Source organism: Pseudomonas sp. 21 (genome assembly GCF_000955805.1).
GTDB lineage: Bacteria > Pseudomonadota > Gammaproteobacteria > Pseudomonadales > Pseudomonadaceae > Pseudomonas.
The window spans coordinates 468,637-482,667 of record NZ_JYOA01000010.1 but is presented as its reverse complement, the minus strand read 5'-3'; the positions used below and the strand labels follow the sequence as shown (position 1 = coordinate 482,667).

The following is a 14,031-nucleotide window of genomic DNA, read 5'->3' as shown; positions in this document are numbered from 1 at the left end:
ATTTGAACAATCGGCTTTTCGCAGGAGCAAGCTTGCTCGCGAAGCGTGCAGGCACGGAGCCAACGCCGTTCGCGAGCAAGCTCGCTCCTACAGAAGAGTCTAGGCGCCGGCCTTGAGCTGGCGCTGGCGGACGATCTCGAACAGGCACACACCAGTGGCCACCGAGACGTTCAGGCTGCTCACGCTGCCCTGCATCGGCAGCTTGGCCAGGTAGTCACAATGATCGCGGGTCAGGCGGCGCATGCCCTTGCCCTCGGCGCCCATCACCAGCACGGTCGGCCCGGTGAGATCGAGTTCGTAGAGCATCTGGGTGGCTTCGCCGGCGGTGCCGACGATCCACAGGCCGCGCTGCTGGAGCTTCTCCAGGGTACGCGCGAGGTTGGTCACGGCCACCAGCGGAATCACCTCGGCGGCGCCGCAGGCTACCTTGCGCACGGTGGCGTTGAGGGTGGCGGACTTGTCCTTCGGCACGATGACCGCCAGCGCGCCCGCCGCATCGGCGGTGCGCAGGCAGGCGCCGAGGTTGTGCGGGTCGGTCACGCCGTCCAGCACCAGCAACAGCGCCGGGCCGGCGGAGCGCTCCAGCAGCTCCTCCAGCATGTTCTCGCCCCACACCTGGCTCGGGCTGACCTCGGCGACCACGCCCTGGTGCACGCCTTCGGCCCACTCGTCCAGCTCCTTGCGGTCGCGCGTACCCACCGGCACGCGCGCCTGGCCGGCCAGCTCGACCAGCGCCTGGACGCGCGGGTCCTGACGACCTTCGGCCAGCCACAGCTGCTTGACCCGTTTCGGGTGATGGCGCAGCAGCGCCTCTACGGCATGGACCCCGTAGACCTGTTCCCACTGACTCATTTCTTCGCCTTACGCTTGCTTGCCGGCGCGCCGCCAGTGGCACCCGCCTTGGGCGCAGCAGAGCCCTTGCGGTGCTTGGACGGTTTGGCGGACCGGGCTTTCTGTTTCGAAGGATTGCGCGGCTTGCCCGCGGCGGGCGCGCCCTTGCCTTTACCGGCTGCCGGCTTGTTGCCGCCGACCTTGGCCTCTTCCAGCAGCGCCTTCTTCACTTCGCGGCTCTTGCGCACATCGGTATTGCCGAGCATTTCCTCGGCCTTGGCGAGCATTTCCGGGGCTACCGACGGCAGTGCCTGGACCACGCCGATCTTGCGCTTGCGCGGTTGCACGGCAACATCGGGAGCCAGATACGGATCATCCGCCACCGCACGAGGGCCCCGGGCCGGCTTGTCCTTGGCAACTGCGCTCCTGGGCGCCTTGCCTTTGGCAGCCTTGCCCTTGGCGACCGGTTCAGCCTTCTCGCCACGCTTCTTGCGGCCAATGGGCGCGCTGAGCACGTTGTCGGAAAGTTCGAAGTCGATCTTGCGCTCGTCCAGGTCGACACGCGCCACGACTACCTCGACGGTATCGCCGAGACGGAAGCTGCGACCCGTGCGCTCGCCACTCAGGCGATGGTGCACCGCATCGAAGTGGTAGTAGTCGCCGGGCAGTGCGGTGACATGCACCAGGCCTTCCACATAGATGTCGCTCAGCTCGACGAAGATGCCGAAGCCGGTCACCGCGGTGATCACACCGGGGAAGGTCTCACCCACGCGCTCGCGCATGAACTCGCACTTCAGCCAGTTGGTGACATCACGGGTCGCTTCGTCGGCGCGGCGCTCGGTCAGCGAGCACTGCTCGCCCAGCTGGGCCAGACGGGCTTCGTCGTACGGATAGATGCGCGCCTTCGGCATGCTGCTGGCGCCAACGCGCTGCACGTGCTCGGATGCTGCCTTGGAGCGGATCAGGCCACGGATCGCGCGATGGGTCAGCAGGTCCGGGTAGCGACGGATCGGCGAGGTGAAGTGGGTGTAGGCCTCGTAATTCAGGCCGAAGTGACCGGCATTCTCGGGGCTGTACACCGCCTGGCTCAGGGAGCGCAGCATCACGGTCTGGATCAGTTGCAGGTCCGGGCGCCCCTGGATGGACTCCAGCAGCTTCTGGTAATCCGCCGGGGTCGGGTCACCCTTGCCGCGATAGAGCGTCAGGCCCAGTTCACCGAGGAACTGGCGCAGGTTGTTCAGCTTCTCCTGCGGCGGGCCGTCGTGGACGCGGTACAGCGCCGGAATGGCGTGCTTCTCGAGGAACTTGGCGGTGGCGACGTTGGCCGCCAGCATGCATTCCTCGATCAGTTTGTGCGCATCGTTGCGCTGGGTCGGGCGGATCTCCGAGATCTTGCGGTCCGCGCCGAAGACGATGCGGGTTTCCTGGGTCTCGAAATCGATCGCCCCGCGCACGTGGCGCGCGCCGACCAGGACCTTGTACAGGTCATAAAGCGTATTGAGGTGCGGCACCACCGCCGGCAGCTGCTCCTTGAGGCGCTGGCCTTCGGGGCTATCCGGGGTTTCCAGGTATTGGCTGACCTTGGTGTAGGTCAGGCGCGCATGGGAATGAATGACCGCCTCGTAGAACTGGTAGTCGGTCATCTTGCCGGCCTTGGAGAGATTCATCTCGCAGACCATGGCCAGGCGATCGACCAGCGGATTCAGGGAGCACAGACCGTTGGAGAGAATCTCCGGCAGCATCGGGATCACGCGCTCGGGGAAGTACACCGAGTTGCCGCGCTTGGCCGCCTCTTCATCCAGCGCCGAACCGACCTTCACATAATGAGAGACGTCGGCAATGGCGACGAACAGCTTCCAGCCGCCACCTTTGCGCTTCTCGGCGTAGACCGCGTCGTCAAAGTCGCGGGCGTCCTCGCCGTCGATGGTGACGAAAGGCAGGGCGCGCAGGTCGACGCGTTTTTCCTTGTCCTTCTCCAGCACTTCGGGCTTGAGCTTGGCGGCTTCCTTCTCCACGGCCTCGGGCCAGGTGTGGGGAATGTCGTAGCTGCGCAGGGCGACTTCGATTTCCATGCCCGGCGCCATGTAGTCGCCGAGCACTTCCACCACTTCACCCTGGGCCTGGCGATGCACGCTCGGCCAGACGTCGATGCGCACCTGGACGAACTGGTTGTGCTTGGCCTTGCCGGCCTTGCCCGGCGGGATCAGCACTTCCTGCTGGATCTTCGGGTTGTCCGCCACGACCGTGCCGATGCCGCTCTCGTCGAAGTAGCGACCAACGATGGTCTCGTGGGCGCGCTCGACCACTTCGACTATCGCGCCTTCACGGCGACCACGGCGATCGAGTCCGGACACGCGCGCCAGGGCGCGGTCGCCGTCGAACACCAGGCGCATCTGCGTAGGGCTGAGGAACAGGTCGTCGCTGCCGTCATCAGGGATCAGGAAGCCGAAGCCGTCGCGGTGGCCGGCGATGCGACCGAGGATCAGATCGAGCTTGTCCACCGGCGCATAGGCGCCACGGCGGGTATAGATGAGCTGGCCGTCGCGCTCCATGGCGCGCAGTCGGCGGCGCAGTGCTTCTTCCGGCTCTTCGCCGGAGAGGCCGAGCTCGTCCATCAACTGGGACCGCGTCGCGGGGGCGCCGCGCTCGGCGAGGTGCGCCAGGATGAGTTCACGGCTGGGAATGGGGTTGTCGTATTTTTCCGCCTCGCGGGCGGCCTCGGGATCGAGGTTTTGCCAATCGGCCATTAAAGTGCGGTCACCTTATATATAGGGGTATGGTTCGCCATCTGCTTATTGAAGCGCGAAATCCGCCCGTCGGTCAGCTTCGGGCAAGAATAAATTTTTTATCGCATCAGGGGTTTACAAGCGAAAACGCTCTCCGTATAGTTCGCGCCCACAGCGTCAGACAGATGTTGTAACACGGAAACGATGAGTAATCATCGACTCCAGTGCCCAGGTGGCGGAATTGGTAGACGCACTAGGTTCAGGTCCTAGCGGTGGCAACACCGTGGAAGTTCGAGTCTTCTCCTGGGCACCACTTATTCAAGGATAAAGTCAGTCGCTGACAGGCTTTATCAGGCGGGTTCGGAACCCTGATAACCGAACGATAGACCGTCAGATGCAACCAAGGGTTGCATCACCGCAAGACGATGAGCGATCATCGCACCCCATGCTGAAAAGCATGCCCAGGTGGCGGAATTGGTAGACGCACTAGGTTCAGGTCCTAGCGGTGGCAACACCGTGGAAGTTCGAGTCTTCTCCTGGGCACCATCTTCAAACAAAAAAGCCGAGCACTGCTCGGCTTTTTTGTTTTCTGCATTTTCAAGAGTTCAAACCTTGCGCAGGAGCGGACTCCGTCCGCGATAGATTACCGGCAGCTCGGAGCCGGCCTGCTGCAAATCGCGGACAGAGTCCGCTCCTGCAAAAAAGCCAGCCCCATACGCACCTTCAAGCCTTGAACTGTCCCAGGCTGGCGCGCAGCTGACCGGCCAGCCCATCGAGCACTCGCCCACTACTGGCGGTCGCACTCACCGCTTCCGCGGCGCGACTTGCTTCAGCATGGATCACCTCGACCCGGCCGCGCACCGCCGCGGCACCGGCCGCCTGCTGTTGCGCCGAATGAGTGGCCGCCTCGATAGCGCCGTGCACCTCCTCCACGGCACTCTGCACTTCGCGCTGCAGCCGCTCGCTGTCCTGCAGCGTGGCCAACCCCTGCACCGCCTGCTCGCGAGCCTGCCCGATGGCGGCCACCGCCTCCCGCGCGCCTTTCTGCAGCGCACCGATGTGCAACTGGATATCACCCGTGGATTGCTGGGTCTTGCTGGCCAGCGCACGCACCTCGTCCGCCACCACGGCGAACCCGCGCCCACTCTCACCCGCGCGTGCCGCCTCGATGGCCGCGTTCAGTGCCAAAAGATTCGTCTGCTCGGCGATGCCATGGATCACCGAGAGCACCACCTCGATCTGCTCGCTCTGCCGCGCCAGGCGCTCGATCACGCCGGCGCCATTCTGCACGCGGGATTCCAGGGTCTCGATCAGGCCCCCCACCTTGCGAGCGATGGCTGCATTGTCCTGCGCCGCCTTGCGGATCTCACCGACCCGCGCCAACGCCGCCTGCATGGAGCGGCTTTCCATTTCCGCTTCCGCTGCCATGCCAGAAAGCGCCTCGAGACTGCCAGCCACCTCATTGCGCTGGCGGTCCGCCGCCGCCTCGGCACTGGCGCTGCGACTGGCCAGCGCGGCGATTTCACTCCCGGTCTGCTGCGCTACGTGCCCGGCCTCACGCACGATGGGCTGGAGCTTGTCGACGAAGCGGTTCACCGCTGTCGCCATCTCACCCAGCTCATCCTGGCTGTCCAGCCGAACACGCCGAGTCAGGTCACCCTCCCCGGCCGCCAGGTCATTCAGCGCCTCGACCAGCAGACGCAGACGATTCACCACGCGGCGACCGAGCACGATCGCCAGGCACAGCAATACGCCAAGGCCAACCAACAGCAACCCCATACCAATCCGCCAGCGCAGCGTGCCCGCCGCTTCCTCGATGGATGCCTTCGCGCCCTGACTCATGCCCTCCGCCGCCTGCCTCGCCGATTGCAGACGCGCTGTCAGCGCCCGGGCGCTGTCGGCCGCCGCACCGGCAAGGCTATCGCCCACCAGCTGATCGCCACCGGCGACCAGGGCGGAGAAGCGCTGGTCCAGCGCAGCGATCTGCTTCTCGATGGCATCGGTGGAAACCCCCAGGCGCACCGTGCCGATGACCACACCATTGGGGCTGATCGGCGCCTCGACGAGGAACACCGAGCTGTCATGGCTGGCCGCTTCCAGCACCTTGTCCAGGGCGCGCTCGCCCTTGCCCTTCTCCAGCAGCGCCTGGACCCGTGCATCCTCGCGATTGAGGTAGCGGGTCAGGTGCTGGCCCTGCGGATCGTCGTAGACCACGAAGAGCACGTTCGGATTGGCCTGGGCGCGCCGGGCATAGTCCGAAAGCAGCGGAGCATCGTTGTCCCACATGGCCTTGGGCGCCACGGCGGCCAACAGCTGCGCCAGTTCGGTGGCGGATTGACGCAGGCTCTGCTCCAGGCCCTGGCGCAACTCGCCCTGCTCTTCCTCCAGCCGCGCGGAGAGCGCCGAGCCCAGGCGCTCGCGGGTACGCGCGGAAAGATCATTCAAGCCGGAGGTCACTTCACGACCGGCCTGCTCCAGCTCGCCAGCCAGGCGTTGCGATTCGTTACCCAGGTGAACCCCCAGATCGCTGACCAGGCCATCGACAGTGCTACGGGTAAGCCAGAGGGCAATCGCCAGCTGCACCAGCAGCGCGACTCCCAGGGCGATGAAAGCGGGACGCAGCAAGCGACTGCGCAACAAAGACAGGACGGCGGACACGGCGGGCTTCCTCCGGACGTAACGGATGTCTGGCGCGAAAGGCGCCAATCCGTTTCACCAGCAAAGCGCGTGCCGCTACGCAAAGCCCAACCCCGGAAACGACAACGGGCCGCATGAGCGGCCCGTTGCAGTGTGCAGCCGAGGATCAGCCGAACGGATGGCGCAGGACGATGGTCTCGGCGCGGTCCGGACCGGTGGAGATGATGTCGATGGGCGCACCGACCAGCTCCTCGATGCGCTTGATGTAAGCACGCGCATTGGCCGGCAGGCCTTCCAGGGCCTGAACACCCACGGTGGATTCACTCCAGCCCGGCAGGTCTTCGTAGATCGGCTGCAGGCCGATGTAGCTGTCGGCGTCGGTCGGCGCGTCGGTCAGCAGTTCGCCGGCGGCATTCTTGTAGCCGGTGCAGATACGCACGGTTTCCAGACCGTCGAGGACATCCAGCTTGGTCAGGCACAGGCCGGACAGGCTGTTGATCTCGATGGCGCGACGCAGGATGACGGCATCGAACCAGCCGCAACGACGGGCGCGGCCGGTGGTGGCGCCGAACTCATGACCCACCTTGGCCAGGCGCGCACCGATGTCATCGAACAGCTCGGTCGGGAACGGGCCGGAACCCACACGAGTGGTGTAGGCCTTGGTGATACCCAGGATGTAGTCCAGGTACAGCGGACCGAAGCCCGAACCCGTGGCGGTGCCGCCAGCGGTGGTGTTGGAGCTGGTGACGAACGGGTAGGTACCGTGGTCGATGTCCAGCAGCGAGCCCTGGGCGCCTTCGAACATGATGTTCTCGTTGGCGCGGCGCAGGTCGTGCAGGGTCGAGGTCACGTCGGTCATCAACGGACGCAGCTCTTCGGCGTAGGCCATGCACTCATCCAGGGTCTTCTGGAAGTCGACGGCCGGTTCCTTGTAATAGTTCTGCAGGACGAAGTTGTGGTAGTCCAGCAGCTCGCCCAGCTTGGCGGCGAAGCGCTCGCGGTGGAACAGATCGCCCACGCGCAGGCCGCGACGGGCCACCTTGTCTTCGTAAGCCGGGCCGATGCCGCGACCGGTGGTGCCGATCTTCGCGTCGCCACGGGCCTTCTCGCGAGCCTGGTCCAGGGCCACGTGGAAGGACAGGATCAGCGGGCAGGACGGACTGATACGCAGGCGCTCGCGCACCGGCACGCCCTTCTCTTCCAGCTTGGCGATCTCGCGCATCAGCGCGTCGGGCGCCAGCACCACGCCGTTGCCGATCAGGCACTGCACGCCTTCGCGCAGGATGCCCGACGGAATCAGGTGAAGCACGGTCTTCTCGCCAGCGACCACCAGGGTATGACCAGCGTTGTGGCCGCCCTGGTAACGCACCACGGCAGCAGCCTGGTCGGTCAGCAGGTCGACGATCTTGCCTTTGCCCTCATCACCCCACTGGGTGCCCAGGACTACGACATTCTTACCCATAACTCTTGTCCCCTTGGAAGTTCGGTGCCGGCCGCGGCCGGCGGAAACTCGAAGTGGCGCGCCTCAGAGCGCAGCCACCTGCCAATTGCCATCGCGAGCCAGCAGTTGCTGGTCGCAGCCCGCTTCGGTAGCCGAAGCCGCATCCTGCCCGGGCAGCGCCTGCACCACGCGCACACCCTGACGGCGCAACTGCTGCACCGCCTGCCACAAGCCAGCCCCATCGGCCGGCGCCCAGACTCCGGTGCGCGGCTCGTCGAGCTGGGCGCGGCCGAGAGTGACCAGGGTCTTGAGGTCGGTAGAGAAACCGGTGGCCGGACGGGCACGGCCGAAATCGGCGCCAATGTCGTCGTAACGACCGCCCTGGGCGATGGACTCGCCAACCCCAGGCACGAACGCGGCAAACACCACGCCCGTGTGGTAGTGGTAGCCACGCAGCTCGCCGAGATCGAAGTACAGCGGCAGTTGCGGGAAACGCGCAGCCAGCGAGTCGGCGATGGCGGTCAGGTCGGCCAGCGCCGCCTGGACGTTGGCCGGAGCACCCGCGAGCACTTCGCGCGCCTGGTCCAGCACAACACGGCTACCGCACAGCTCGGCGAGCGCGCGGAGCATGCCGGCGAGCTCACCCGGCAGCCCCTCGGTCAGCGCTGCGACTTCATCCACGGCCTTGCGCTGCAGGGCGTCGAACAGCAACTGCTCGACCTCGCCAGACAAGCCGGCAGCCTGGGCCAGGCCGCGGTAGATACCGACATGACCAAGGTCCATGTGAACATCCGGCACCTGGGCCATTTCGAGCATGTCGAGCAGCAGGCTGATGACTTCGACGTCGCCAGCCGAACCAGTGTTGCCGTAGAGCTCGGCGCCCAACTGGATCGGACTGCGCGAAGTGGCCAGCGCACGCGGGCGGGCATGCAGCACACTGCCGGCGTAGCACAGGCGGTTCGGACCTTCGCGACGCAGGCTGTGGGCGTCCATGCGCGCCACTTGCGGCGTGATATCCGCACGGAAGCCCATCAGACGGCCGGATGCCGGATCGGTGACCTTGAAGGTACGCAGGTCCAGGTCCTGGCCGGCACCGGTCAGCAGGGATTCCAGGTATTCGATATGCGGGGTGACGACGAACTCGTAACCCCAGCGCTGGAACAGGTCCAGCACCTGACGGCGGGCTGCTTCAACGCGAGCCGCCTCCGGTGGCAGCACTTCTTCGATTCCATCTGGCAGCAGCCAGCGGTCTACCGTTGCCATGTCGCCTCTCTCCTTTTTTAGGCCGGGCGGCACTTCAATGAATGCAGTAAAGAAGGACGGTGCCGAGCAGCATGCTGCCCAGCCCGATGAGTCTCAGACTGCGGTCGCCAAGGCGTCCGAGCCCGCTCACGGCGTCGCGCCAACCACGCGGGTACAGGAATGGAAGGATGCCTTCCAGCACCAGCAACAGACAGAACGCCTTGCCGAATTCCTGCCACATGGCTCTCGTACATCATTCTCGCGGACGCAAAAAAGCCGGGATTTCCCGGCTGACCCATGATAACACGATTTCTCCGACGGGCGCTGCCGCCCGCCGGAGACTTTGACTTACGGTTTAGCTTTTTCCAGATAGCGGAAGAACTCGTTGCTCGGATCGAGCACCAGCACGTCCTTCTTGTCTGCGAAGCTCTCGCGGTAAGCCTTGAGGCTGCGGGTGAAGGCATAGAACTCCGGATCGGCAGCGTAGGCCTTGGCGTAGATCGCCGACGCCTTGGCATCACCGTCACCACGGGTTTCTTCCGATTCACGATAGGCCTCGGCCAGCAGCACACGACGCTGACGGTCGGCATCCGCGCGGATACCTTCGGCCAGCTCGCGACCCTTGGCGCGATGCTCACGGGCTTCCCGCTCACGCTCGGTGCTCATCCGCTCGAACACGCTGCGGTTCACTTCCTTGGGCAGGTCGATGGCCTTGACGCGAACGTCGACCACTTCGATACCCAACTCCTTCTGCGCCATGCGGTTCAACGAAGCGGTGATGTCGCCCATCAGCGCATCACGCTCACCCGACACCACTTCGTGCAGGGTGCGCTTGCCGAACTGGTCACGCAGACCGGCTTCCAGACGACGGGACAGACGCTCGTCGGCGATCTGCTTCATGCCGGAAGTCGCGGTATAGAAGCGCTCGGCATCGGAGACGCGCCACTTGGCGTAGGCGTCGACCATCACCGCTTTCTTCTCCAGCGTCAGGAAGCGCTGGGTCGGCGAATCCAGGGTCAGCAGGCGGCCGTCGAACTTGCGCACCGTGTTGACGTACGGAATCTTGAAGTGCAGACCGGGCTTCACGTCCGGCTCGACCACGCGACCGAAGCGCAGCATGACGGCGCGCTCGGTCTGCTGCACCACGTAGACGCTGCTCCAGACGGCAACAGCAACCACCACACCCGCGATGAGGGCGATCAGGGACTTGTTACTCATCAGCGGCTCTCCCGGGTACGCGTGTCACGCTGCTGCAGGTCGCTGGCGACCCGCGAACCGATATCCGGCGTGCCGCTGCTCGCGCTGGGCGCGGTGCTCGGAGCTGCCGAACCACGGCCATCCATCATCTTGTCCAGCGGCAGGTAGATCAGGTTGTTCTGACCCTGCTTGCCGGCCACCAGCACCTTGCTGGTCTGGCTCAGGACATCCTGCATGGTGTCCAGGTACAGACGCTGGCGGGTGACTTCCGGAGCCTTGTGATACTCACCGGCCAACTTGGTGAAGCGATCGGCCTCACCCTGGGCGCGGGAGACCACTTCATCGCGGTAGCCGTTGGCTTCCTCGATGATGCGCTGGGCCTGGCCACGGGCTTCGGGCACCACGCCGTTGGCGTAGGCTTCTGCCTGGTTCTTCTCGCGCTGCTCGTCCTCGCGGGCACGGATCACGTCGTCGAACGCTTCCTGTACTTCACGCGGCGCGGCGGCGCTCTGGATGTTCACCTGGGTCACCGTGATACCGGTCTTGTAGGTATCGAGGAAACGCTGCAGGCGATCACGCACCTCGGTGGCCATCTGTTCACGGCCCTCGGTGAGGATCTTGTCCATGGTGGTGGAGCCGGCCACGTGGCGCAGGGCGCTTTCGGTGGCGTGCTGCAGGCTCACTTCCGGCTGGTCGACGTTGAGCACGAAGTCCTTCAGGTTGCTGACCTTGTACTGCACGGTCAGCGGAACCTCGACGATGTTCTCGTCCTCGGTGAGCATCTGACCCTGCTTGCTGTAGGCACGCTCGCGGGTGACGTTCTCCTGGAACTTCTTGTCGATCGGCGGGAAGTAGATGTTCAGGCCGGGGCCCACGGTCTCGTGGTACTGACCGAAGCGCAGGATTACCGCCTGTTCCTGTTCGTCCACCACGTAGATGGCGTTGTACAGCCACAGCACGGCAAGGATCGCCAGGCCGATACCGAACAGACCGAGGCTACCGCCCCGACCACCGCCGCCACCGCCCGAACCATTGCCGCGCTTGGGTTTGCCAAAAATTCCGTTCAGGCTGTCTTGCAGCTTGCGGAAGGCCTCATCCAGATCAGGAGGGCCCTGGCGACCACCACCACGGCGTCCACCCCAGGGGTCCTGGTCGTTCTTGTTCGAGTTGTCACCCGGCTCATTCCAAGCCATAGCGCTCTCCATCTGATAACGCGAAAACGCGCCTACGGCGCGCCCACCTATGCTACCGAATGCCCCTTACGCTGCCAAAAACAGTGTGCCGGGCTTTATTGCAAAGTGTGTTGCGCAATGAACTCCGCCGGCTGCCAGCCTTCGCGGCTCACCATGCGGTTCAACTCGACACGCGGCAGGCGGACCTGCAAAACGGCGCGTCCTTGTTCGTCGTGATTCTCCGACTGTACCGCACCCAGCTCGAAGAACTGAGCCCGGAGTCGTCCCAGGCGCTGTGGCAGGCAGAGCGTTCCCACGAACATGTCCTCCCCCAGCAACTCGGAGATCGCTTGCTCCAGCAACTCCAGCCCGCGCGATTCACGCGCCGACAGCCAGACGCGGACCGGCTTGCCCAACTCGTCGCGCTGGATCATCGGCTGCAAGTCCGGCAGCAGGTCGATCTTGTTGTACACCTCGAGCATCGGCAACTCGTTCGCGCCGATTTCCTTGAGCACCGCCAGCACCTGCTCGATCTGTGCATCGCGATCCGGCTCGTGGGAGTCGATCACATGCAGCAGCAGATCGGAGTTGCTGGATTCTTCCAAGGTAGCCCGAAACGCCTCCACCAGCTTGTGCGGCAGGTGGCGAATGAAGCCCACGGTATCAGCCAGCACGATCGGACCGACGTCATCCAGTTCCAGACGACGCAGGGTCGGGTCGAGGGTGGCGAACAGCTGGTCGGCCGCATAGACCTCGGAAGTGGTCAGTGCATTGAACAGTGTGGACTTGCCGGCGTTGGTGTAACCCACCAGGGACACCGCCGGAATCTCCGCGCGGCGACGGCCACGACGAGCCTGCTCGCGCTGGCTGCGGACCTTTTCCAGGCGGGACTTGATCTGGCGGATGCGCCCACGCAACAGGCGGCGGTCGGTTTCCAGCTGGGTTTCACCCGGGCCACGCAGGCCGATACCGCCTTTCTGGCGCTCAAGGTGAGTCCAGCCGCGCACCAGGCGCGTGCTCATGTGTTCCAGCTGGGCGAGCTCCACCTGCAGCTTGCCCTCATGGGTACGGGCGCGCTGGGCGAAGATGTCGAGGATCAGCCCCGTACGATCGAGCACGCGACATTCGAGCGCTCGCTCGAGGTTGCGCTCCTGGCTCGGCGTAAGGGTGTGATTGAAGATGATCAGCTCGACCTTCTCGGCGTGGACGAGGTCGTGCAACTCTTCGACCTTGCCGCTGCCGATCAGGTACTTGGCTGAGGGCTGATGGCGCGAAATGCTGACGAAAGCAACCGATTCCGCGCCTGCCGAACGGGCCAGCTCCTGGAATTCCTGCGGGTCTTCGCGCGCCTCGGGGTCCTGACCTTCCAGATGGACCAGAATGGCCCGTTCCCCACCACCCGGGCGCTCAAAGAACAAGGCGGACTCCCGTCAAACGTTGCCCGGCTCGGCCGGTTGATCACCGGTGGGCAGGCGCACGGGGCGGCTGGGAACCACGGTGGAAATGGCGTGCTTGTAGACCATCTGGCTGACAGTGTTCTTCAGCAGGATGACGAACTGGTCGAAGGATTCGATCTGACCCTGCAGCTTGATGCCGTTGACCAGGTAGATGGAAACCGGAACGCGTTCTTTGCGCAGGGTATTGAGGTAAGGGTCTTGTAGCGAATGCCCTTTTGACATATGCCGCACTCCTTGTAAGGGTAAAAACTGATTTAGTAGTAGTCGAATTTGGCTTAACGCCGTCCTGAACCCCAAGGATAGACGGCCGGAATTAAGGTCTCGAGCCTATATGGAGACCGCCTCAAAGTATTTCAAGGCACGCGGCAAATTGTCGCTTGCCTGACTGTCCAACCAGTGTAGATCGCTCCAGCTGCGGAGCCAGGTGAACTGGCGCTTGGCCAGCTGCCGCGTGGCGATGACGCCGCGCTCCACCATCTCAGCGTAGGACAGTTTGCCCTCGAGGTAATCCCATACCTGTCGGTAACCTACCGCTCTTATGGATGGCAGGCCCACGTGCAAGTCATTCCTTGCGCGAAGGCGTTCGACCTCGGCGATGAAGCCCTGTTCCAGCATCTGGTCAAAACGTTGCGCGATACGCTCGTGCAACACCTGGCGCTGCAGAGGCGCGATCGCCAGATGAGCCACAGTATACGGTAATTGTCCACCGCCTTGCGCGCCGAGACCCGCATTTTCACTCGCCTGGCGCAGGCGGTGTGCAGTCATGGACATACCGCTCACGCGGTACACCTCGAGAGCTCGGACAAGTCGCTGGGGGTCATTGGGGTGAATGCGCGCCGCCGACTCCGGGTCGACGCGGGCCAGCTCTTCGTGCAGGGCACCCCAGCCTTCGGCGGCTGCCCAGGCTTCCAGTTCAGCACGCACGGCGGCGTCGGCACTGGGCATATCGGCCAGGCCTTCCAGCAACGCCTTGAAATACAACATGGTGCCGCCGACCAGCAGCGGAATCTTCCCTGCCGCGGTGATCTCGGCCATGGCTGCCAGGGCGTCGGCGCGGAATTCCGCCGCCGAATAGGCTTCGCTGGGGTCACGGATATCGATCAGTCGGTGCGGGAATTCCTCCAGCACCTCGCGCGGCGGCTTGGCGGTGCCGATATCCATGCCGCGGTAGATCAGTGCCGAGTCCACGCTGACCAGCTCTACCGGCAGCAGACGCGCCAGCTCCAGCGCCAGGTCGGTCTTGCCGGCGGCGGTGGGGCCCATGAGGAAAATGGCGGGAGGCAAGGACATCGGGAGCTCGTTATTGCGTACTGCTGAATCGATTGGCG

Annotated in this window: 11 protein-coding genes, 2 tRNA genes and 1 pseudogene; 2 read left to right on the top strand and 12 right to left on the bottom strand. The window is 64.4% G+C overall.

Features of this window, described 5'->3' with window-relative positions; genetic code table 11:
- Positions 1-99: 99 nt before the first annotated feature.
- Both rlmB and rnr read right to left on the bottom strand, forming a co-directional pair.
- Entirely contained in the window at positions 100-852 is a 753-nt protein-coding gene (gene rlmB / locus UB43_RS24055; protein WP_045216244.1) for a 23S rRNA (guanosine(2251)-2'-O)-methyltransferase RlmB, read from the bottom strand.
- Complete coding sequence (rnr, locus tag UB43_RS24050; protein ID WP_045216242.1) at positions 849-3,578, bottom strand: ribonuclease R; 2,730 nt, start codon at positions 3,576-3,578, stop codon at positions 849-851. The genes rlmB and rnr overlap by 4 nt, the downstream gene beginning before the upstream one ends.
- A 205-nt stretch (positions 3,579-3,783) precedes the next feature.
- On the opposite strand from rnr, the gene UB43_RS24045 reads away from it, so the two are divergent.
- Positions 3,784-3,870 (top strand) — tRNA-Leu (locus UB43_RS24045).
- Between the two features lie 146 nt (positions 3,871-4,016).
- A tRNA-Leu gene (locus UB43_RS24040) sits at positions 4,017-4,103 on the top strand.
- 177 nt (positions 4,104-4,280) lie between these two features.
- Here the strand turns inward: UB43_RS24040 and UB43_RS30385 are convergent.
- From UB43_RS30385 to miaA, 10 genes and pseudogenes are all read right to left on the bottom strand, one after another.
- Positions 4,281-5,165, bottom strand: coding sequence for a methyl-accepting chemotaxis protein (locus tag UB43_RS30385; RefSeq protein WP_371318972.1), 885 nt, complete (start codon positions 5,163-5,165; stop codon positions 4,281-4,283).
- A pseudogene (locus UB43_RS30380) lies at positions 5,139-5,336 on the bottom strand (HAMP domain-containing protein); the annotation flags it as partial. The pseudogene UB43_RS30380 and the gene UB43_RS30385, both read right to left, overlap by 27 nt.
- 1,024 nt (positions 5,337-6,360) lie before the next feature.
- Positions 6,361-7,656: an adenylosuccinate synthase gene (locus tag UB43_RS24030; protein WP_045216236.1), complete on the bottom strand. Its 1,296-nt coding sequence runs from the start codon at positions 7,654-7,656 to the stop codon at positions 6,361-6,363.
- A gap of 63 nt (positions 7,657-7,719) precedes the next feature.
- The gene (locus UB43_RS24025) at positions 7,720-8,898 is read right to left on the bottom strand and encodes an ATP phosphoribosyltransferase regulatory subunit (RefSeq protein ID WP_045216234.1); all 1,179 of its coding nucleotides are present in this window, start codon (positions 8,896-8,898) and stop codon (positions 7,720-7,722) included.
- A 34-nt stretch (positions 8,899-8,932) separates the two neighbouring features.
- Positions 8,933-9,118, bottom strand: coding sequence for a DUF2065 domain-containing protein (locus tag UB43_RS24020; protein WP_037012084.1), 186 nt, complete (start codon positions 9,116-9,118; stop codon positions 8,933-8,935).
- Positions 9,119-9,225: 107 nt separating this feature from the next.
- Complete coding sequence (gene hflC, locus UB43_RS24015; protein ID WP_045216231.1) at positions 9,226-10,095, bottom strand: protease modulator HflC; 870 nt, start codon at positions 10,093-10,095, stop codon at positions 9,226-9,228.
- Entirely contained in the window at positions 10,095-11,267 is a 1,173-nt protein-coding gene (gene hflK, locus UB43_RS24010) for an FtsH protease activity modulator HflK (RefSeq protein ID WP_045216229.1), read from the bottom strand. Before hflK ends, hflC begins: the two co-directional genes overlap by 1 nt.
- Before the next feature lie 95 nt (positions 11,268-11,362).
- The gene (gene hflX / locus UB43_RS24005; protein ID WP_045216226.1) at positions 11,363-12,664 is read right to left on the bottom strand and encodes a ribosome rescue GTPase HflX; all 1,302 of its coding nucleotides are present in this window, start codon (positions 12,662-12,664) and stop codon (positions 11,363-11,365) included.
- 12 nt (positions 12,665-12,676) lie between these two features.
- A complete protein-coding gene (gene hfq / locus UB43_RS24000) occupies positions 12,677-12,925 on the bottom strand; it encodes an RNA chaperone Hfq (RefSeq protein ID WP_017520393.1) in 249 nt (82 codons plus the stop codon).
- Between the two features lie 105 nt (positions 12,926-13,030).
- The gene (miaA, locus tag UB43_RS23995; protein WP_045216224.1) at positions 13,031-13,993 is read right to left on the bottom strand and encodes a tRNA (adenosine(37)-N6)-dimethylallyltransferase MiaA; all 963 of its coding nucleotides are present in this window, start codon (positions 13,991-13,993) and stop codon (positions 13,031-13,033) included.
- Positions 13,994-14,031: the final 38 nt, after the last annotated feature.